The sequence below is a fragment of the Sphingorhabdus lacus genome (assembly GCF_009768975.1).
In the GTDB taxonomy this organism is placed as follows: domain Bacteria; phylum Pseudomonadota; class Alphaproteobacteria; order Sphingomonadales; family Sphingomonadaceae; genus Sphingorhabdus_B; species Sphingorhabdus_B lacus.
In genome coordinates, this window is the sequence record NZ_CP035733.1 from 2,926,696 (window position 1) to 2,946,501 (window position 19,806).

The window sequence follows — 19,806 nt, forward strand, 5'->3', positions numbered from 1 at the left end:
CCAAATCAGCAGGCAGTCTGGTCGCAAGACTCAGGAAATGTAGCAGAGGCGGTGGGCACAAAGAAAACGAACATCAAGTGCGGCATCATGCAAATGACGCAACGCCGGGTGGGATACCCAAAGTGCCAAGGCGAACCAACAAGGCCTTCGGGCCAAGTTGGGGAACCGGACGTCAGACAGCGGAAAGAATGGCCCTTGGGCCAAGGACTTCCAACCTCAGACGCAGTGGGCGCTGGTAGCAATACCAGCGCCCATTTATTTTGCTCCCGTCAAAATCCTTGAAAGGCTGGAAACATCCAAAGCCGACTCAACGGATAGGCAATCCTGTTTTTGCAGTGCATAATGGGCCGGTTGGGGGAGAAAAGCATATGTTCATAGGACATTGGGCGCCGGCGATGGTGGCAGCAACGCACAAGGAGGCGCCAAGTCTGCCAGTTCTCTTCATTGCCGCGCAATTGGTGGACTGGGCCTTTTTCCTTCTTCTGATATTCGGGATCGAAGCCATGCGGGTCACGCCTGGGATTTCTGTGATGAATCCCATGGACCTTTACCATATGCCCTATACGCACAGCCTTCTCGGGTCGGCTTTGTGGGCGGCGGGCTTCGCCGCTCTTGTTTTCATCCTAAGCCGTAACCGAACAGCTGCCATCATTTCTGCTTTGATGGTGCTGTCGCACTGGTTTCTGGATCTGCTGGTCCATGTCCCTGATTTGACCTTGGCGGGTAGCGCGCCGAAGCTGGGATTGGGGTTGTGGAACCATCCGGGTATCGAAATGCCACTGGAACTCATCCTCACGTTCGGGGCCTTGTGGTTCTTTGCCATTAAAGCGAAACCCAAGAGGTTGCCGCTGTTGCTTTTGGCGGGATTGCTGATTGCCTTCCAAGCGGTGAACTGGTTCGGGCCGGTCGAACCGGAGGTAACATTGGGAACCAGCCTGCTGGCCTTTGTCGCGTTCGGTCTTGTCACCTTGGCGTCTTGGTGGACGGCCCGCAGTGCTTCTGACTGAAACGAACCAAAGCCACTGGCCAAAATCCTGCTCCCTCGCTAAGGCGCATCCATGTCCGAGATCACACCCCAAATCGTCGCCGACCATGGTCTGAATGAAGAAGAATATGCGCGCATCCTGCATGCGATGGGGCGCGAGCCTAATTTGGTGGAATTAGGAATATTCTCGGTGATGTGGTCGGAGCACTGCTCTTACAAATCCTCGCGTATTCATTTGAAGAAACTGCCGACCAGTGCCCCGTGGGTAATTTGCGGCCCTGGCGAAAATGCCGGCGTTATCGACATTGGCGATGGGCCGAACGGCACCAAGCTTGCAGCGATCTTCAAAATGGAATCGCATAATCATCCCAGTTATATTGAGCCCTATCAGGGCGCAGCGACGGGCGTTGGCGGAATTTTGCGCGATGTATTCACGATGGGCGCGCGTCCCGTTGCAAACCTGAATGCCTTGCGTTTTGGACGGCCTGACCACCCCAAAATGAAGCATCTGGTACAGGGCGTCGTTGCCGGCATCGGAGGCTATGGCAATTGTGTTGGCGTGCCGACCGTAGGCGGTGAAACCAATTTCCATCCGGCCTATGATGGTAATATCCTGGTCAATGCGATGACCGTGGGCATCGCTGACCAAGACAAGATTTTCTATTCGGCCGCAACGGGCGTGGGCAACCCCATCGTTTATGTGGGCTCCAAGACCGGCCGCGATGGCATCCACGGTGCGACCATGGCGTCAGCGGACTTTGGCGAAGATACTGAAGAAAAACGGCCTACAGTTCAGGTCGGCGATCCCTTCACGGAAAAGCTCCTGATTGAGGCGTGCCTTGAGCTGATGGCGTCGGACGCCATTGTTGCCATTCAGGATATGGGTGCCGCAGGGCTAACCAGTTCCAGTGTGGAAATGGCTACTAATGGCAAAGCCGGCATCATTCTCGACATGGATAAAGTGCCATGCCGTGAAGAGGGGATGACCCCATATGAAATGATGCTGTCCGAAAGTCAGGAGCGCATGTTGATGGTCCTGAAACCGGGCCGCGAGGAGTTTGCGAAGGCAATATTCGACAAATGGGAACTCGACTTTGCCGTCATCGGTGAAGTGACCGATACCGGCCATATGGTGCTGATGTGGCAAGGCGAAGTGGTATGCGATATTCCGCTTGGTCCGCTTGCTGAAGATGCTCCGCTATATGATCGGCCTTCCGCCTCGAAAGATGAGTATAAAACTTGGGCCAAGGTCAAGCCGTTGGGCGATATTCCCGACAGCACCGACATCGGCGCAGACCTGCTCAAGCTGATGGCCTGCCCGGACCTGGCTTCACGCGCCTGGATATGGCAGCAATATGATAGTCAGGTTGGCGGAGATACCGCGCAACTTTCAGGCGGTGACGCGGCCGTGGTCCGCATACATGGAACTCATCGCGCGCTGGCTATGAGTACGGACTGCACGCCACGATATTGCTATGCCAATCCCTATGAAGGTGGCAAGCAAGCGGTGGCGGAGACGTATCGCAATATTAGTGCAGTTGGCGCAACGCCCCTGGCCATCACCAATTGCCTCAACTTTGCCAATCCGCAGCGCCCCGAAATCATGGCGCAAATTGTGGGTTGTCTGGAAGGCATGGCGGACGCGTGCCGTGCGCTCGACTACCCAATCGTGTCCGGCAATGTCTCGCTTTACAATGAAAGTAAGGCGACGGGTGGCGGAAGCGCGATCCTGCCGACGCCTGCTATCGGTGGCGTGGGGGTGCTCGAAGATGTGAGCACGATGACGACAATCGGGTTCAAGACGGTAGGCGATGTCATCTGGCTTTTGGGCCAAGTAGGTACGCATCTCGGGCAGTCGCTATGGCTGCGTGAAATTGCTGGCCGTGAAGATGGCGATGCCCCTGTGGTCGATCTGGACTTAGAGCGGCAACAAGGCGAGCAGGTGCGGCAGCTTATTGCGAGAGGTACAGTTAGCGCTGTCCATGATGTCAGCGATGGCGGCCTTCTGGTCGCGCTGACGGAGATGGCGCTGGCGGGGAAAAAAGGCTGCACACTTTCGGCGGCGTTAGACACAGTTCAGGCCTTTGGTGAAGATCAGGGTCGTTATGTTTTAACAACGCCGCCAGGCGTAACTGTGCCAAATGCAGTGGCAATCGGCACGGTGGGTGGAACCAAGGTTGCCGACGTTGAATTGGCTGACCTGCATGCAGCGCATGACAGCTTCTTCAAAGAGTGGATGGAACAATGAACACTCCCACCGGCTTATCCTTGCCATGACCACAGGATATTCCGGTAAGCCACTTGTTCAAAAACTAGGCTACAAAGACGGGATGCGTGTGTGGTTTGATTCCATGCCTGATAGCGTCCGAGCCGAAATCGGAGAGGCGGGGCTGGCCCTATCCGAAGAGCTTGTGCCGACCTCCGGTGTTCACGCGGCACATTTGTTTGTAACCGACAAAATCGCCTTGGGCGAAAAGCTGGAGGCGCTACGCAAGGTGCTGGACCCGGCCGGTTTTATCTGGGTCAGTTGGCCAAAGAAAGCTGCCAAGGTTACCACAGACATTACCGAAGATACGATCCGCGCGATCATTTTACCCAACAGTGACCTTGTGGACGTAAAGGTCTGCGCGGTCGATGCCGTATGGTCCGGACTGAAGCTGATGATCCGTAAGGACCGGCGTTAGGCGTTCAGCCCCACGGCATCGATGAAATCGTTGGAAAAGGCGTCACGTTCCGCTTGATCGGGCAATATAATTCGCCGTGCGGCATTCCATCGGTCGACATTTCCTCCATAGGCGGCGCGCACGCGGGCCTTAGTCAAATGGTTCGTTTTGCCCCAATGCATTGTGAATGGCATTCCAGCCGCCTCAAAGCGTTGGGCGACCAGTTTGATCAACTTTTGTGTCGCCGTCGAATCAATACCATCAATGTCGATTACACAGGTCGGATCATAACGGGTAAAGGATAATATCCCGGGAGATTTTTGTACATAGCGGCAGGTAAGCACGACCCCTGCCTTTTTGTGGGAGCGGAAGGCTTCGGCCATAATCGCCAACGCATTGCTAACCTGCGCTAGGGGTACGCCGAATCCGCTACTTGCCACACCGCGACGCGCGTCGGTGAACGTGTATGCTTGGCCGGGCGTTTTCCATTTTTCCGGCTTGCCTATTTCGCTTTGCTCTTTGAGCATTATCTCCATCAGCAACCAAGTGGCCAAGTCGCGGAACGCTGGATCCAATTTGATGATGTCGCCAATCAATTTGGGCAGGTCAGTGCCGTCGGTGTTTTCCTTTTTCAGATTATAGGCCACCTGCCGGTTGGGCTCGCATACTTCCTTGTATCGGACCGTGCAAAACACCTTGGCCCGATCGCCTTCTTCCCAAAGATCATCGGGGTCCATGATGGCTTGGAAAAAATAGGGGCGGCGGCTTTCGTCGGGAATGCCAGATCCCCGGAAGTCGAGCGAATTCAAAGCTGCCTTGACTTGCCCATAGCGGATACGCCGTAGCGACGTATTTAACAGATACCGTCCTGTTGCGCAGATAAGCACCGAATGGACGATGCCGAGCGAACCGAGGCTGACCAATGCGGCTTCAAAAAGTGTATCATCGCGCACAAGCTCTGCGCCAAGCCGGGCGGCAAAGCCGTCGTTCATGACAGGTGCGCTCGCGCGCTCGATCCACATATTGCGGTTCGCAGTCAACAGTTGGATACCGGCAACCTGGCTTTCCATGCCCCCGACATCCAATGCCGAGCCATGCACTCCAGTGCCTAAAGCACCAGCAATAGTCTGGCCGTTGCTCGCGCCGGACGTGCGCAAAGCCTTACGCCGCTGGCTGTTGGGCAGAACATTGTTGGGCGATTCCAGCGTTTCGTTGATCCGCGCGATAAGCGTGCCGCATTGGCAGAGTAGAAGTTCGTCCTGCGTCACGCGGGATTCTGGATGGATGTCGCTGGCGGTAAAGGCAAAACGCCAGTCGAGTTTATTGGTCTCGACTATCCAGCCATTGGCTACGGCCGGAATGTCAGAAAAAGACCAGTGCGCGCCGACAGCTCTGATGCGTTTCCCGGCGGCTACTGCATCCCGGATGACCTGCTGTAACCGACCCGCCGTTGCTTTCATTCCGGCAAAGGATGGCGACTTCGGGGTTTCATTTCGTACCGTCAGTATTTTTGCGACGGGCACGCTGACATTTTCGTGATGATTGACCCAATTTGCCGCATTGCGGCTGTCGATGAATGTGTCGGGCATGGGTACCCCTCCCCTTTCCTCCAAAAGGCGACATGGTCCTTTGGACTCAAGCCGAAAATTGCCGGTACGACCAAGGGGATTGTTTCAGGCTTAGTCGCCCGACGCAATCGAAAAAGAGGTTAACCCGTCGATAAGGAACGGAATTTTGGGGATTGCGCCTGTTTAAGCAGGCGCGGCTAACAGATTATATGGGTCAACTCCGCCCGAAAGCATAGCCTCGTGCGCGGCACGATAGGCAACAGGTTCGGATATGCCCAAGCGCTTGCGCGCATCAGCGAGAGGTTCCTTCAGAAGCTCGACAATATCTTCATGCACAATATTCTTCGCAGCATTTCCGATATGATAGCCTTCGTGCACCGCTTTCATGATCGGAGCCGAGCGTGCCACACGTCGTTTCAATTCAAAACCGCCCGCATAAGCAATAAAGCCTACGCCAAGGTTGCGGTTCTGCGCATAGGTAAATGCTAGAACGCACTGCTCCCCTAACGCATCGCGGCCGTAGCCTGTTAACACGTGAAGCATGTCGTGCGTGTCCCGAAGCCGGTCGCCATAACGGTCAATGCCGTCTTCATAGCGCACACCGGCGTCGGTAAATTTGGCATATTCAGCTTCGAGACCGGCGGCGCTCAGGCCCTCGCGTTCCATGAAATCGACATAGGCGCGGCCTACCGTTCCAGCTGGCAGCTTCTTGATGCTGTCATGATCATCCAGCACATCAATGAGGCGCTGTTTGCTTGCGAGAATCCGCTGGCCCTTTTCGCTATGCCAGAAGGAGCTGGCAATTTTGCGGAACTTGCGGCCACGCAACGCGGCGATGATGTGGAATACCTGTTCCGTGTCTTCCTTATCCGCGATCAGCTTGCGGAAGTGATGCAGCGCCTTCAGCGGGCGGAATTCACCTGCGGGGCGGTCAGGATGATGAAATGGCAGAGCGGTCATCGGGGGGACTCCATGAATTTTCCAGAGACTAGATATTTTCTACCTACATCAATGTCAATAACAAAAACTTAAAGTGCTGGACGAGATGCCTGGGCAACTGTATTAATCGGACAATACAGGGGGAAGTTATGCAGCCAGAGACTGACCGTTACCTAACACTCGACGCCATGCGGGGTTTTGCGGTGATGGGAATATTGGCGATGAATATCGTAGCCTTTTCTATGCCGGAATGGGCCTATGTGACTCCAAGGGCCTATGGTGGATTGTCCGCCGACAACCAAGCGTCCTGGATTTTCTCTTTCATTTTCATCGATGGGAAGATGCGAGGCCTTTTCTCGCTCATGTTCGGCGCGAGTATGATGCTGATCATCGAACGCGCCCAAGCCAAAGGCGAGAGCGCCGCCAAAGTGCATTATGCCCGCATGTTCTGGCTGGCCTTGTTCGGGCTGGCGCATTATTTTTTCCTTTGGTTCGGCGACATATTATTTCTGTACGCAAGTGTGGGATGCATCGCCTTTCTGTTCCGGAATTGGGAGCCTCCCCGATTGATTAAATGGGCGTTGATTCTTTTCGGTCTGGGCATTCTGTTTTGGGGGCTTCAATTGGGTGGACTGCAGGTGCTTCAATATTTTGCAACCCAGCCCGATGCCGATCCCGATATGTTGAAGCAATATAATGAAATATTGCGGAGCAATGATTTCGATTTAAATGTCGAGGATGAGATCGCCCTTCACAGGGGAGCATATTGGCCAATTGTGACCGAGAAGCTGTCCGAATGGTATACGCCCCTCGCCGCTGTATTACAGTCCATTGCCGAGACCCTGCCCTTGATGATGATCGGCATGGCTATGAAGAAGAACGGCTTTATTACCGGGGAGTGGGATGCTGCGGCTTATACGCAATGGGCAAAGCGGCTGGTTCCCGCTGGCCTGACGGCGAGTGCTGCGCTGGCTGCATATCTGGTGTTTGTCGACTATGATCTGATAAGCTCGCTTGCCGTATTCCTCGCGTGGAGCGCGATTCCCCGCTTGATGCTCACCGTGGGATATGCAGCATTGCTGATCCTGTTCATCACACGGACCGCGCATAGAAAGTTCATTGCTCGCGTCGCCGCCACGGGGCAGGCGGCATTTACCAATTATCTCGGAACCTCCATCCTGATGACCACGCTATTTTATGGATATGGCTTTGGCCTTTTCGGCTCTGTAAGCCGGGTCGGATTATGGCCGATTGTCTTTGCCGTGTGGGTATTAATGCTGCTTTGGTCCCAACCTTGGCTTGCCCAATATCGGTATGGCCCGCTTGAGTGGCTATGGCGCAGTCTGGCACGCGGGCAAGTGCAGGCCATGACCCGCTAAAGTTATTGCAATCAATTCGCATTAACGGTAAGCACGTTTCGATAGGAGCGAATCTATGGTCGTTTGCGTGTGTAATGCTATCCGGGAAAAAGACTTGCGTGCGGCGGTACGCTCGGGGTCGGACCGCCCCAATGATGTTTACGCGCGCCTCGGCCGCAAACCGAAATGCGGCCAGTGCCTGTCGTTTGCACGTAATATCATTAGCGCAGGATCTGCGACCGCGTAGCAATAGCAGCCTATGAATCTCCGGTTATTCTGCGGATTTTTACCTTCACTTGACAGAGTTTCATCGTTATCCTGGCTCCTCCATCGCACAGGAGACTATCCATGAAGGGTGACGCAAAAGTTATCGAGTTTTTGAACGAGGCGCTCAAAAACGAACTGACCGCAGTCAACCAATATTGGCTACATTACCGGATGCTTGATAATTGGGGTGTTGCGAAGCTTGCCCATTTTGAACGGCATGAATCGATTGATGAAATGAAGCACGCGGACCGCCTTTCGGAACGCATTCTCTTTTTGGATGGCTTGCCAAATTTCCAGCTTCTCGGTCGCTTGCGTATCGGTGAGACGGTGGAAGAAATTTTGAAGGCCGATCTGGAACTGGAGTATGAGGCGCTACCCTTGCTGAAGGATGCGATCGCTTATTCTGAAAGCGTACGCGACTATGTTAGCCGCGACCTGTTCGCCGACATTCTGGAGAGCGAAGAGGAGCATGTTGATATGCTCGAAAAGCAGTTCGACATGATTGCCCGCATGGGCATTGAAAATTACGTGCAGTTGCAGTCTAAACCCGCGGAAGATTGACCTTAAGCAGGATCTCGCAATCGTTGCCGTTTAGCCGTAGCTCATCCCGCCAAGTGCGTTGCGTTGGCCGAAGCTAACCGGGCGGCGTTCGACGAGCGGGCTCGCCTCTGATTCTAATGCGGCGAGTGTCGCTTCGAACACGGGGCGAAGCCGGACAACCTTTTCAACCAGTTCAGATGGATCAATCTGGATTTCGACATAATGGCGCGCGGCAATCTCGATCTCTTCGGCCAGCAATGCCAATTGATCAGCGCCAAACTGCCAGGATTCGCCCTTCAGTGTGTGCGCAGGTATAACCAATTTGGCCGAATCTTTGAGCCGCATTGCTTCTTCGATAGCCGCCACCGACTTGGTGCCGTCCTCGCGAAAATAGCCCAGAATACGTACAAATCCGGCACCCAGCAGATTGCGGGTCTCGGTAAAGGTCTTCCAGTCGATCAGATCATCTGGCTTATCGGTCAACGCGCTGCTCCATGGACAACGAAAATGGTCCTGTCGGTTTCCTTTACACTGGCAGAAGTAAACAGAGCGTTGACGAAATCTGTTTGGCAAAATTCCGGTCAGTTATTGTCCGCGAAAGGATTCTTGGACGATCTGAAGTTGATTCGAACCGGGACCGCGCCAAAATCCAGATCTCGGCGGATACCGTTGAGCAGATAACGCGCGTAGCTTGCCGGCAATTCGTCGGTACGGTTACCGAAAATGACAAATGTCGGCGGACGGTTACGTGCCTGTGTCATGTAACGCAATTTGATCCGTTTGCCGCCAGGGGCAGGTGGCGGGTTTGCTGCGACGGCGGCTTCGAACCAGCGGTTTAGAATGCCGGTTGGAACGCGCTTATTCCATGCCTCACGTGCGTCGAATGCGGCCGAAAGCAATGGATCGAGGCCTTTGCCAGTCATAGCCGAAACCGCAATCAACGGGACACCCTTTAGCTGTGAAAGCCCCTCTTCGAGTGCGCCACGAATACCGTTGAACAGGCTGCTCGCGTTTTCGGCAACGTCCCATTTATTAATGGCGATGATGAGCGCGCGCCCTTCCTGAATAACATGATCGGCAATTTTCAGGTCCTGCACTTCCAGACCCTTGGTTGCATCGAGCAAAAGAACGACAACCTCGGCGAAGTCTATCGCATGGCGTGCATCGGCTACAGAAAGTTTTTCAAGCTTGTCTTGAACTTTGGCGCGTTTGCGCATTCCGGCGGTATCGATCAGACGCACGCGGCGTTCGGTCAGAAGGGGCGGAATATTACCTTCCTCATCGGGCTCGCCCTGTTTGGGATCGGGATCGGTCCAGATCCAATCGATAGAAATGCTATCGCGTGTAATTCCTGCTTCTGGACCGGTAATCAGGCGGTTTTCGCCCAGCAGTTTATTAATCAGGGTCGACTTGCCTGCATTAGGACGTCCCACGATAGCCAATTTCAATATGGCGTCTGGTGCCTCCGGGTCCTGAACCTCGAACGCGCCACCATCAATATGCGGCAATAGTGCCTGAAACAGGTCGGCCATGCCTTCACCATGCTCACCGCTGATCGCAATGGGGTCGCCAAAGCCGAGCGCATAGCTTTCGAGGATACCATTATCGCCCTGCTTACCCTCGGCCTTATTCACGGCAAGAACGACCGGGGTCGCGCTACCACGCAGCCAGCGAGCAATTTCTTCATCGAGCGGTGTGACACCTACTCTTCCGTCGATCAGAAAAAGCGCAACTTGGGCGCCAGCTATTGCAGCTTCGGTTTGCATTCTCATGCGACCCGGCAGCGTATCAGGATCTTCATCCTCATAACCAGCCGTGTCGACAATGGTGAATTCAAGGTCGAAAAGTCGGCCCTGACCTTCCCGCCGGTCGCGCGTGACACCGGGTGTGTCATCGACAAGCGCAAGCTTTTTGCCGACCAATCGGTTGAATAATGTCGACTTGCCGACATTAGGCCGACCGATAATGGCTACCGTCGGCAACATGCCGGCACTACTCCTTAAAGTTACCCGCGAAAGGCCGAAATGCGGCCCGAATCGTCGAGAATGTAAAGCGTGTTGTTCGCGACAATTGGCGCGAGCGACACGGGCGATTTGAGGTCGAAAACTTCACTCGCCGTACCTTCGGCAGGAGAAATCGACCAGATGTTGCCGCGCGAGCTGGCCACAATCAAGCGGCCTCCCGCGAGTACAGGACCATACCAACTGATGGGGCCCTTTTTCTTTTCTTCATTATCGTACCGCTGCAACTTGGAAATCCAGCGTATCTTTCCGCTGGAGCGTGCCACGCATAGAAGACGTGCTTCGTCGGTCATGACAAAGACCCACTCGCCCGCGGTAACCGGCGTAGAAATGCCGGCGATATTGATTTCCCAGATTCGCTGACCCGTCACCAGTTCGTACGATGCCATACGGCCGCCCTTACCCAAGGCAAATACTCGGCCACGGTCAATCACCGGATCGGCGTCAATATCGGTAAGAGTCGAAACCGAAGTCGACATGGCCGTGCGTGACAGCGTATCGGTCCAAAGGCTGCGCCCGTTTTCGTAGCGGTATGCCGCCAGTTCGCCGCTGGAATAACCGGCGATAATGGTACCTTGGGCCGCCGCAGGTGCGCCGACTCCGAAAATGCCGGACGCGGAAACAGGGCCTGCTTCATTCCACTGGGCCTCGCCATCGGTCTGGCGAAGGGCGTAAATCTGGTTGTCCTGTGTCATTACATAGACATTGCCATTCGAAAGCGTCGGGGCCCCCCGCAGCGGTCCTGCCGGGCGCTTTTTCCAACTCAGTGCGCCTGTGTCGGCGGCAAGCGCAGCAACATCACCAACGCCGTTGGTGGCAAAAACCATAGTGCTGGTCGCGCTGACTCCTCCGCCGAAGCGTGAGGGTTTTCCGTCGTCATCAATCTCGAGAGCATTGGACCAGATCTGGGCGCCGCTGTTCGCGTCGAGGGCGGTGACGCGCGCGGTTGTGTCGACGACATAGACGCGCGAATCGCTAACAACCGGGCTTGCGGCGAGGCGTGCCCGCGGGTTTGCGCCAGTGACATTGGCGCTCCAGATGCGGGACAGGCCTTGTCCCAGCTCGACATGTCCCGGGGATTTTGAGGCATTTCCGCCCGGCTGGGCCCATGCTTCGTTTACTACCGCCGGAGGCAGAATAACCGCCACATTGGCAAGCGCGGGATCGACTTCCATGTCGCGCTCGGTTCCCAGAATGTCGACGCGATTGCCGACGGTCGGGGTATTGTTTTTCTTACCCGCATCGCCACGTACGCCATCCAAAACGGCGCAGCCGCCAAGCGATGCAGATGCGGCAAGAGCCAGTAGCAATTTTGCGCTGATCTTCACTTAATCACTCTCCCTTGGTCGCGTTGTCGGCTGATGCAGTTGCCGTATTTTTCTTTTCATCAACCTGAACGGTATCGATACCCATCGCGCCAGCCATTTGTTGGGCACGGCTGCGTAAGCTTGGTGGCAGGCCTTCCTGCTTGGCAATTTGCGCGAAAATCGGTCCGGCGAGATTGTCCTTGCCCATTTTGATATAGGCCAAAGCCGTCAACTCGCCCGCGCTTCCGAACCAGGCATGGCCTGGCGTTGAAAGGGGCTTTAGCCGATCAACGACAGCTTGGGGTGCAAGCGTGTCAAATTCGGCACTTGTTTGCCGGATAAGCGCAAGATCGCGAAAGGTTTGGGGCAGGCTGCTATCGCCTGCTACCTTAGCATAAAGAGCAACGGCTTCTTTGGTCTTACCATCTTCGCCGAGCAAATTTGCTTCCACCAATTGCGCCATGGCGCGGTAGCCCGGCTGATCCGCCTTTGCGAGTGTGGCGAGCTTGGCGCGTGCCTCTTTTTGCTGACCGGCGCGCAGCTTGTCCATGGCATCTACAAACTCTTCGCTCTGCTTATCGGCCGCCGCTTGTAGCTGGTTCTTGTAAATGATGTAGCCGCCAAACGCCAGCAAACCGGCAACCAAGGCCACAAGCAGCCAGCGGCCGTAGCGTGTCCAGAAGCTTGTCAGATCGCTCGCGCGGACTGCATCGTCCACTTCGCGCAGGAAAGCTTCATCGCTTCCGGCGCGCTTATCAGTCGGTGTCAAAGCCAAAAGGGCCTCCGAAATTGGGTATTAACTATATAAGGGCTTGCACCCGCTAGCGTCGTCCTTAGCGGGAGTTGTGCCGATAGGCCAGCCCTGCTTCAAGCAGGTTGATAGAGTTGATCCGGACCCGGGAAACTGCGGTCCCGCACGCCACTCGCATATTCGCGAACGGCATCTTCGACCGATGCCCCCATATTGCCGAACTTCTTCACAAATTTGGGGACGCGGTCGAACAGGCCGAGCATATCTTCCGTCACTAGAACCTGCCCGTCGCATTGGGCCGATGCGCCGATGCCGATGGTCGGACAGGCGATCTTGTTTGTTATCTCGATGGCTATGGGTTCCAGAACGCCTTCGATCACCATGGAAAAGGCACCTGCCTCGGACATAGCAACAGCGTCTTCGACGATGGATTTAGCTTCTTCCGGGCTTTTGCCCCGGACGCCATAGCCGCCGAGGATGTTCACGGCTTGTGGGGTCAATCCGACATGCGCCATAACCGGAATGCCGCGGGAGGTCAGAAACTCTACGGTCGGGGCAAGCACTCGCCCGCCTTCGATCTTTACTGCAGCGGCGCCGGTTTCCTTCAGCAAATGCGCTGCGTTGGCGAAGGCCAGTTCGGGCGATGCCTCGTAAGATCCAAAGGGCATGTCGACGATAACGGCAGCGTGGTAGCTACCGCGAACTACTGCAGCGCCATGGGCCGCCATCATTTCCATCGTCACGGCGACGGTGTGCGGCAATCCGTAGATCACCTGTCCCAGCGAATCACCAACCAGCAGCATATCGCAATGCGGGTCCAACAGCTGTGCCATCCGGACAGTGTAAGCCGTCAGCATGACCAGCGGCTCACCGCCCTTTCGTTGCCGGATGCGCGGCACGGTAAGCCGTTTCATCGGTTGGGGGGTGGGGTTCGCACGGCTGGTTGACGTGTCGAAAGTGAGCGTTTGGGGGCGAGTGGACATGGGGCGGGGGCTTAGCGGGTAAATTAACTGGACAAAAGCTTGAACCGGAGTTGTGTTATTAATGTTTGACTCCGTGTTAATAATAGCTAACATTAAGTCCGAATCAGTTAACATTGGAGTTCACGCTATGTCATTCCGCGAAAAAACCCATTGGGCCGCCTTCCTTGCCCTCGCATTTGCCTTTGGCTGGTATTTTCTGGCTTATCCCTGGGCGATGGTCTCCACCGACGCCGGAGTCGCGGCGGTTGCAGGGATGCTTGTGCCGGTGACCATCATCATCGTCGTCGTCATGGTCGCGACGGCAACCTTCTTCGCCATACGCGCCCCCAAAGAAGCGAATCTCAAGGAAGACGAGCGCGAGCGGAGCATACACATCCGCGGCACCCATCTGGCCTATTACCCGCTGGTCCTCGGCGCATGGTTCAACATGATCGCCATATTCTACCGGTTCAGCCCGGGCGTCTATCTCAACCTGCTGATGGCCACCGTCGTCATCGCCGAACTCGTCCGCGTAGGCTCGCAACTCTATTATTACCGCCGTGGATATTGAGCCATGGCCGAACTTCCCTTCACCAACGACATCCGCATGCTCCGCTTTGTGATGTTCGAAATGACGCAAGGCGAACTCGGCGACCGGGTCGGCGTCACAAGGCAAACCATCGCCGCCATCGAGCAGGGCAAATACTCCCCTTCGCTGGAGGTCGCCTTCCGCATTGCCCATGTCTTCAACAAGCCGCTGGAAGAGGTCTTCCGCTGGCAGAAAGACATAGACTGACCCCCTAGCCCCTCCCACCGCTTTGTGCCGCGCAGCACCGAAGGCCTGAACAGCGCTCCCCGGCTATCCTGTTCAGGCCTTCAATTTGACGCCTCGTAAATCCGGAGTTACGCGTAGGCCTCAAGGGAGGGAGCGTGGACAAAGCAGCACAACGCCCCGGTCTCGGGCTGATCGCTTTCATCGTCTTTATCGACATGGCGGGCATTGGCCTGATCATACCGGTCATGCCAAAGCTGGTGATGCAACTGAGCGGTGCCCAGGTTGACCGGGCGGCCGAAATCGGCGGCTGGCTGCTCTTTGCCTATGCTATCATGCAATTTGTCTTTTCCCCCATCATCGGCGGACTTTCCGATCGATTCGGACGCAAACCCGTGCTCATATCGACATTGGCAGCCCTCGGGCTCGACTATGCGCTGATGGCCATGGCGCCCACACTGGCGTGGCTGTTTGTCGGACGGGTGATTTCGGGCGTCATGGGCGCCACATGGGCCGCCGCCAACAGCTGCGTCGCCGATGTGATCGAACCGGAAAAGCGCGGCGCGGTCTATGGGTTGATGGGCGGCGCAGGTGCCGCTGGATTTGTCCTGGGCCCCGCGCTCGGCGGTGTGTTCGGCCTTTGGGGCGACAGGGTGCCATTTTGGGTTGCCAGCGTGCTGTGCCTGATCGGGGCCGCCTATGGAGCCTATGCGTTTCGCGAGACATTACCGCCCGAAAAGCGCCGCCGCTTCAGCTTGAAGCGGGCCAATCCCTTCGGCACGATGCAGCAGATGATGAAGGCACCGCTCGTCTTCGGCTGCCTCATCACCATTTTCTTCATGCAATTTGCCGCCCAGTCCAATTTCGCGGTCTGGAGCTATTATGGAACCCTGAAATTTGATTGGGGTCCGTTGACCATCGGGGCCACCGTCGCCCTATTCGGAATATTGCTCGCGATTATCCAAGGGCTGCTGGTCGGAAAAGTCATCGCCCGCTTCGGTGCCGTCAAGACCGCTGGATGGAGCCTGATGTTCGCGATTCCGAGCTATCTGGTCATCGGTTTTGCAGGCTCCACCGCGATTGCCATAGTGGGCCTGATCATAGGCTCGATCAGCGGGCTGACATTCCCGGCAATGCAAAGCCTGATGACCGAAAAAGTCGCCGAAGATGCTCAGGGTGAATTGCAAGGCGCCATCGGCAGCGTGGTCAGCCTGACCTCCATCATCGGCCCGCCAGCCATGACCGGCGTGTTCGGGGCCTATGCCGATTCAACCGGCCTCTATTTTCCGGGCGCGCCCTATATGTTGGCGGCTGCGTTGATGGCGGTTGCCGTGACGATCTTGTGGCGCACGATGCGGCTTTATGCTGTGCGCTAGTCCTTGGCGGCGGCCACAGCCTCGGCGACATTGTCGCTGAAAAAACCGTCGATGCCGGTCGCCAGATAGGCGCGGATTTCGCTCACCACATCGCCGACCGCGCGGGGATCGACGCCTGATTTCGCGCTTAACGGCAGGAAGTAGTTTTCGCGGCGAAAGGTCCATGGGTGGACGGCAAGACCGGCCTTGTGCGCGTCGCGGACCAGTGTGGTCGGCTCGCCCAGATTGCCGAGCAAGGTGCGCGGGATGACCAGCGCCTTGTTCGGCCCGACGCCATCGGCATAGGCCGCCACTGCCTTCAGACCATCGGCGGTAGCCATCGCGGGATAATTGAGGTCGGGCCGGTCGGGCGGGCTGCCCTTTTCATCCATCAACTGGATCAACCGCACCTTCGTCTTTGCGCGCAATGCCTTCAGATTTTCGACCTCGAACGACTGGATGAACACCGGCGCGGCCTTGTCGACATGGCCATAGCGTTCCAGCAGGGCAAGCAACGGTGCCTCATGCGGCAGGCCGATGGAGGCAAAATAACTGGGATGCTTAGTTTCGGGATAGATGCCGATGGTCCGCCCGGTCTTCGCACTCTGCGCCTTGGCAAGGTCCAATATCTCTTCAAAGGTCGGAATTTCAAACTGTCCGTCAAAGGCCATATTGGCCTTACGCAGTTGCGGCAGCCTTTCCTTGGCGCGCAAAGTCTTCAGCTCGGCGAGCGTGAAATCTTCGGTGAACCAGCCCGTCATTGTCTGGCCGTCAATGGTCTTGCTCGTCTTGCGACCGGCAAATTCGGGACGTGCCGCGACATCGGTCGTCTCCGAAATCTCGTTTTCGTGCCGCGCGACCAATATCCCGTCCTTGGTCAGGACGAGGTCCGGCTCGATAAAGTCCGCGCCCTGTTCGATGGCGAGCGTGTAGCTGCCCAGCGTATGCTCCGGCCGCTCCCCGCTCGCACCGCGATGGGCGATTACCAGCACCGGACCGTCGAGGGGTTTTTCCATGGCTTTGCTCTCCGTAATCGAACAGGCGGACAATAGGGCGGCGGAAAGCATCGGGACAAGATAGCGCATGCGCCGTCTATTGCGCGCTGCTGTGTCAGTGCGATGACAGCCGCTGTCCACCGGTTCAGAATTTCTCCGCATCATAGATGTCCGGTTTGAACCCGACCAGCAACGACGCTCCGCCCTCGACCACCGGGCGTTTGATCATCGAAGGATTGGCCAGCATCAGCGCGATGGCTTTCTTTTCGTCAATGTCCGCCTTGTCCGCATCGGGCAGCTTCTTGAATGTCGTGCCCGCCTTGTTCAGCAATTTCTCCCAGCCGACCTGCGCAATCCAACGTTCCAGATCGGCGGCCTCGACGCCTGCCTTTTTATAATCATGGAAATGATAACCCACACCCCGCCCGTCGAGATAGGTGCGGGCCTTTTTGACCGTATCGCAATTGGGGATGCCATATAGGGTGACTTTAGCCATTGATTCCTCGGTATATTTACAGGGGGCGTGCCATGCTGTTCCTGCATATTCCGTAGAGAGACCAGATGACAGCATTTATTGCATGGCCGGGATTATTGGGTTCGCACGAAGACGCGAAGACACGAAGGTGAAACAAGTTCAGGGTGACGGCTGGGGAAATGGGTAATCCTTCTTCGCGCCTTTGTGTGAGATTTCCCCTCTCCCCTTTAGGGGAGAGGATACGAAGCCTTGGCCGAAAGGCCTAGGCGCAGTTGGAGAGGGGCTCCAACGGTGAAGGCAATGCGCGACCTCCCCCTCTCCACTCCGTCTAAAAGAGAGAGGCGAATATGTCTGCTAATGGGATATCCAGATCGAAAGCAGACTTTCCGGACACGACAACATTGCGGACATTGGAAACAACTGTCACATTATCAATGTGAGCATGCTGTCATTACGCCTTCGCAAGGTTGCGATTACCTCGCTCAAGTCCTTCGGCGTCCTCGTCGCTTTAGTTGCTATCATTTACATCGTTTATCTTTTTGCCACTATGCAGGCGCATAGCACGCGAAATGGTCCGCTGCCGAAGGGCAACGAAAGCGCCGTTTTATCTGAGGCACACAAACTGCTGGCAGGTGTTCCCGAAATTCGCGATTTGTCTAATGACTCCCTCCGTTTCGCTGCAATGCCTTCGTTTGGCAAAAGGTGGTTCGCTGTGGCGTTGTCGAATAATGGCAAGAAGGTCGAAGGCTCAGCAATTATTTGGGATCAAGAGACCAAAACTAAATCGACCTCGCAATTTTCCATTCCTTTACCTGCCTATTTGCGGATGACTGGTGCTTTTGACAATCAGGTTGATGGCTATTGGGGAGAGGCGCGCGGGTGGACTGACGGAACAGCTCTCGCTTTCGAAAGGAAACGAGGCGGTCGTATTGTTTCTGGGATGGGTAATTCGCCATGTCATTATGCCGTAATAACGAATGCACTCGCCCGAGACCTCTCTGGCTATGTGCCAAACATTGCCGAGTTGATTGAACCGGCGGCAGAATCATACGCCCAAAGCGAAAATTGTAACGCCTTCTGAGGCAGCGGTCCGTCAGCTCCCCACAACATTCCGGTCATCCCCGATAGTTTCTGGGCATGCTGAAACCTGCCATTCGTTAAGGCACTAGCTCACAACTGGCTCCTTGGCTGCCGCAGCGGAGCTGTAAAAGCACGTTAGTGCCAAGGGAATTGGGTGGAAGAAAGAGGGGAAAAAAGAAAGAAGGGCCGGATACGGGTGGTGTGTCGGGTGGATTTCTTTTTTCCTTTTTCTCCTTTTTTCTTCTGACGAAAAAATCGGCACGACCCATCCTAAAGCGCCGCGCCAATTTTTTGCCGAACGGGTTAGGGTCGGTCACTATCCCAGTCATTCCGCATGCCGGAAATGGCCACCCTTACTCCGACGCCCCATAGTTGATCACAATCTTGCCCGCCGCAGCGACCGCCACGGCGCGGGCTTTGTCGGTATCGCCGTCGGTCACCCGTGCAAGTGTTACGCCCATGCGGCGGTAGGGGCGGGTTACGGGTTTGCTGAAGATGCGGGCGTCGACATGGGTGTCGGGGGTGGCCAGCGCCAGTGCGTCGGCCAATCCGGTGATGCTGAAATCGCTGCAGTCGCGGTCGGCGAGGACGACGGCGCTGGCCGACGCGCCGAGCAGGGTGATCTCCGGAATGGGCAGGCCCAATATGGCGCGGATGTGCAGATCGAATTCGTTCAATGTCTGCGACACCAGCGTCACCATGCCGGTGTCGTGGGGCCGCGGGCTCAGTTCGGAGAAGATGACGCTATCGCCCTTGACGAAAAATTCGACGCCGAACAGGCCATAGCCGCCCAGGGCATCGACGACCTTGGCGGCCATGTCCTGTGCCGCCTGCAACGCCGCCGCCGACATGGCGGTTGGTTGCCAGCTTTCGCGATAGTCTCCGCGTTCCTGCCGGTGGCCGATGGGCGGGCAGAAATGGACGCCGTCACGCGCGCGGATCGTCAGCAGGGTGATTTCATAATCGAAATCGATAAATTGTTCGGCAATCACGCGCAGCCGGTCGCCGCGCATGCCGGCGGCGGCATAGTCCCAGGAGGTATCGATGTCGGCCTCGCTGCGCATCGTGCTCTGGCCCTTGCCCGATGAAGACATGACGGGCTTGACGACAAGCGGAAGGCCAAGCTCGGCAACGGCGGCGTGCAGTTCCTCCCGACTTTCGGCATAGAGATAGCGCGATGTGTTGAGGCCCAGTTCCGATGCGGCCAGATCGCGGATGGCGTCGCGGTTCATCGTCAATTGCGCGGCGCGGGCCGAGGGCACGACGGTGAAGCCCTTGCCTTCATAATCGGCCAGTATTTCCGTCCGGATCGCCTCGATTTCGGGAACGATGAAATCGGGCTGGTGCTTTTCAATCGCGGCGCCAAGCGCGGCGGCGTCGAGCATGGAGAATATTTCGCATTGGTCCGCGACCTGCATCGCAGGGGCCGCAGCATAGCTGTCGCAGGCGATGACATGGCAGCCGAGCCGTTTGGCGGCGATGACAAATTCGCGGCCGAGTTCACCCGACCCGAGCAGCAGGATTTTTGCAGTTGGTGTCATTTATAATGCTCCCTCCGGTCGCCAAATTCGCGCACACGCTTGCGCCAGCTTTTGTAACTTCCCGGTTTCAGATGTGACCGCATGATGGCTTTGACCTGATCGGGCGAGACGCCATGCTGCTGTTCGATCAGCGAAAAGCCGACATGGTCGGACAGCGCCATCTCGATGACTTCGCTCAACTGGCTGGCGGACAGGTCGGGCGTGCGCGGCATCAGCTTGGCCAATGG

At 56.3% G+C, this 19,806-nt stretch carries 21 protein-coding genes; 10 read left to right on the forward strand and 11 right to left on the reverse strand.

The window, feature by feature from the left end; translation table 11 throughout:
- Positions 1-368 precede the first annotated feature (368 nt).
- Genes EUU25_RS13780 through EUU25_RS13790 form a run of 3 tightly spaced genes read left to right on the forward strand, consistent with a single transcriptional unit; the run spans position 369 to position 3,669 of the window.
- Positions 369-1,007, forward strand: a complete 639-nt coding sequence (locus EUU25_RS13780) for a hypothetical protein (RefSeq protein WP_158901899.1) — start codon at positions 369-371, stop codon at positions 1,005-1,007.
- Between the two features lie 51 nt (positions 1,008-1,058).
- Positions 1,059-3,233 carry a phosphoribosylformylglycinamidine synthase subunit PurL gene (gene purL / locus EUU25_RS13785; protein WP_158901901.1) on the forward strand — a complete coding sequence of 725 codons (2,175 nt, stop codon included), beginning with the start codon at positions 1,059-1,061 and terminating at the stop codon, positions 3,231-3,233.
- 25 nt (positions 3,234-3,258) lie between these two features.
- A complete protein-coding gene (locus EUU25_RS13790) occupies positions 3,259-3,669 on the forward strand; it encodes a hypothetical protein (protein WP_158901903.1) in 411 nt (136 codons plus the stop codon).
- Here the strand turns inward: EUU25_RS13790 and EUU25_RS13795 are convergent.
- Both EUU25_RS13795 and EUU25_RS13800 read right to left on the reverse strand, forming a co-directional pair.
- A complete protein-coding gene (locus EUU25_RS13795) occupies positions 3,666-5,237 on the reverse strand; it encodes an FAD-binding oxidoreductase (RefSeq protein ID WP_158901905.1) in 1,572 nt (523 codons plus the stop codon). The two genes, EUU25_RS13790 and EUU25_RS13795, sit on opposite strands and share 4 nt — an antisense overlap.
- Positions 5,238-5,399: 162 nt before the next feature.
- On the reverse strand, positions 5,400-6,176 hold the full coding sequence (locus EUU25_RS13800; protein ID WP_158901907.1) for a Coq4 family protein: 777 nt from the start codon (positions 6,174-6,176) through the stop codon (positions 5,400-5,402).
- A gap of 128 nt (positions 6,177-6,304) precedes the next feature.
- Between EUU25_RS13800 and EUU25_RS13805 the strand changes: the two genes are divergently transcribed.
- From EUU25_RS13805 to bfr, 3 genes are all read left to right on the forward strand, one after another.
- Entirely contained in the window at positions 6,305-7,534 is a 1,230-nt protein-coding gene (locus EUU25_RS13805) for a DUF418 domain-containing protein (protein WP_158901909.1), read from the forward strand.
- 55 nt (positions 7,535-7,589) lie between these two features.
- Positions 7,590-7,760 carry a (2Fe-2S)-binding protein gene (locus EUU25_RS13810; RefSeq protein ID WP_158901911.1) on the forward strand — a complete coding sequence of 57 codons (171 nt, stop codon included), beginning with the start codon at positions 7,590-7,592 and terminating at the stop codon, positions 7,758-7,760.
- 101 nt (positions 7,761-7,861) lie between these two features.
- Complete coding sequence (bfr, locus tag EUU25_RS13815; protein ID WP_143776981.1) at positions 7,862-8,341, forward strand: bacterioferritin; 480 nt, start codon at positions 7,862-7,864, stop codon at positions 8,339-8,341.
- A 30-nt stretch (positions 8,342-8,371) separates the two neighbouring features.
- On the opposite strand, the gene EUU25_RS13820 is transcribed toward bfr, so the two are convergent.
- The 5 genes from EUU25_RS13820 to panB all read right to left on the reverse strand — a co-directional run bounded on the left by EUU25_RS13820 (position 8,372) and on the right by panB (position 13,382).
- Positions 8,372-8,803: an Hpt domain-containing protein gene (locus EUU25_RS13820; RefSeq protein WP_158901913.1), complete on the reverse strand. Its 432-nt coding sequence runs from the start codon at positions 8,801-8,803 to the stop codon at positions 8,372-8,374.
- Positions 8,804-8,901: 98 nt separating this feature from the next.
- On the reverse strand, positions 8,902-10,305 hold the full coding sequence (gene der, locus EUU25_RS13825) for a ribosome biogenesis GTPase Der (RefSeq protein WP_158901915.1): 1,404 nt from the start codon (positions 10,303-10,305) through the stop codon (positions 8,902-8,904).
- A 20-nt stretch (positions 10,306-10,325) separates the two neighbouring features.
- Positions 10,326-11,669 carry an outer membrane protein assembly factor BamB family protein gene (locus EUU25_RS13830; RefSeq protein WP_158901917.1) on the reverse strand — a complete coding sequence of 448 codons (1,344 nt, stop codon included), beginning with the start codon at positions 11,667-11,669 and terminating at the stop codon, positions 10,326-10,328.
- Between the two features lie 4 nt (positions 11,670-11,673).
- Positions 11,674-12,423: a tetratricopeptide repeat protein gene (locus EUU25_RS13835; protein ID WP_246162744.1), complete on the reverse strand. Its 750-nt coding sequence runs from the start codon at positions 12,421-12,423 to the stop codon at positions 11,674-11,676.
- A gap of 92 nt (positions 12,424-12,515) precedes the next feature.
- Positions 12,516-13,382, reverse strand: a complete 867-nt coding sequence (gene panB / locus EUU25_RS13840; RefSeq protein ID WP_158901919.1) for a 3-methyl-2-oxobutanoate hydroxymethyltransferase — start codon at positions 13,380-13,382, stop codon at positions 12,516-12,518.
- Positions 13,383-13,509: 127 nt separating this feature from the next.
- Between panB and EUU25_RS13845 the strand changes: the two genes are divergently transcribed.
- The 3 genes from EUU25_RS13845 to EUU25_RS13855 all read left to right on the forward strand — a co-directional run bounded on the left by EUU25_RS13845 (position 13,510) and on the right by EUU25_RS13855 (position 15,509).
- Positions 13,510-13,932, forward strand: a complete 423-nt coding sequence (locus tag EUU25_RS13845; RefSeq protein ID WP_158901921.1) for a hypothetical protein — start codon at positions 13,510-13,512, stop codon at positions 13,930-13,932.
- Positions 13,933-13,935: 3 nt separating this feature from the next.
- Positions 13,936-14,157 carry a helix-turn-helix transcriptional regulator gene (locus tag EUU25_RS13850; protein ID WP_158901923.1) on the forward strand — a complete coding sequence of 74 codons (222 nt, stop codon included), beginning with the start codon at positions 13,936-13,938 and terminating at the stop codon, positions 14,155-14,157.
- A gap of 134 nt (positions 14,158-14,291) precedes the next feature.
- Complete coding sequence (locus EUU25_RS13855; protein WP_158901925.1) at positions 14,292-15,509, forward strand: TCR/Tet family MFS transporter; 1,218 nt, start codon at positions 14,292-14,294, stop codon at positions 15,507-15,509.
- Here the strand turns inward: EUU25_RS13855 and EUU25_RS13860 are convergent.
- Complete coding sequence (locus tag EUU25_RS13860) at positions 15,506-16,573, reverse strand: glycerophosphodiester phosphodiesterase (RefSeq protein WP_158901927.1); 1,068 nt, start codon at positions 16,571-16,573, stop codon at positions 15,506-15,508. The two genes, EUU25_RS13855 and EUU25_RS13860, sit on opposite strands and share 4 nt — an antisense overlap.
- A 55-nt stretch (positions 16,574-16,628) precedes the next feature.
- Positions 16,629-16,979 (reverse strand): ArsC family reductase, encoded by a 351-nt coding sequence (locus EUU25_RS13865; protein WP_158901929.1) that lies wholly within the window; start codon positions 16,977-16,979, stop codon positions 16,629-16,631.
- Positions 16,980-17,400: 421 nt separating this feature from the next.
- On the opposite strand from EUU25_RS13865, the gene EUU25_RS13870 reads away from it, so the two are divergent.
- Positions 17,401-18,039 (forward strand): hypothetical protein, encoded by a 639-nt coding sequence (locus tag EUU25_RS13870; protein WP_158901931.1) that lies wholly within the window; start codon positions 17,401-17,403, stop codon positions 18,037-18,039.
- Between the two features lie 352 nt (positions 18,040-18,391).
- Here the strand turns inward: EUU25_RS13870 and purT are convergent, their stop codons facing one another.
- Together purT and EUU25_RS13880 are read right to left on the reverse strand one after the other, a co-directional pair.
- Positions 18,392-19,579 carry a formate-dependent phosphoribosylglycinamide formyltransferase gene (gene purT, locus EUU25_RS13875; RefSeq protein WP_158901933.1) on the reverse strand — a complete coding sequence of 396 codons (1,188 nt, stop codon included), beginning with the start codon at positions 19,577-19,579 and terminating at the stop codon, positions 18,392-18,394.
- Entirely contained in the window at positions 19,576-19,791 is a 216-nt protein-coding gene (locus tag EUU25_RS13880; protein ID WP_158901935.1) for a DUF2805 domain-containing protein, read from the reverse strand. Before EUU25_RS13880 ends, purT begins: the two co-directional genes overlap by 4 nt.
- Positions 19,792-19,806 lie beyond the last annotated feature (15 nt).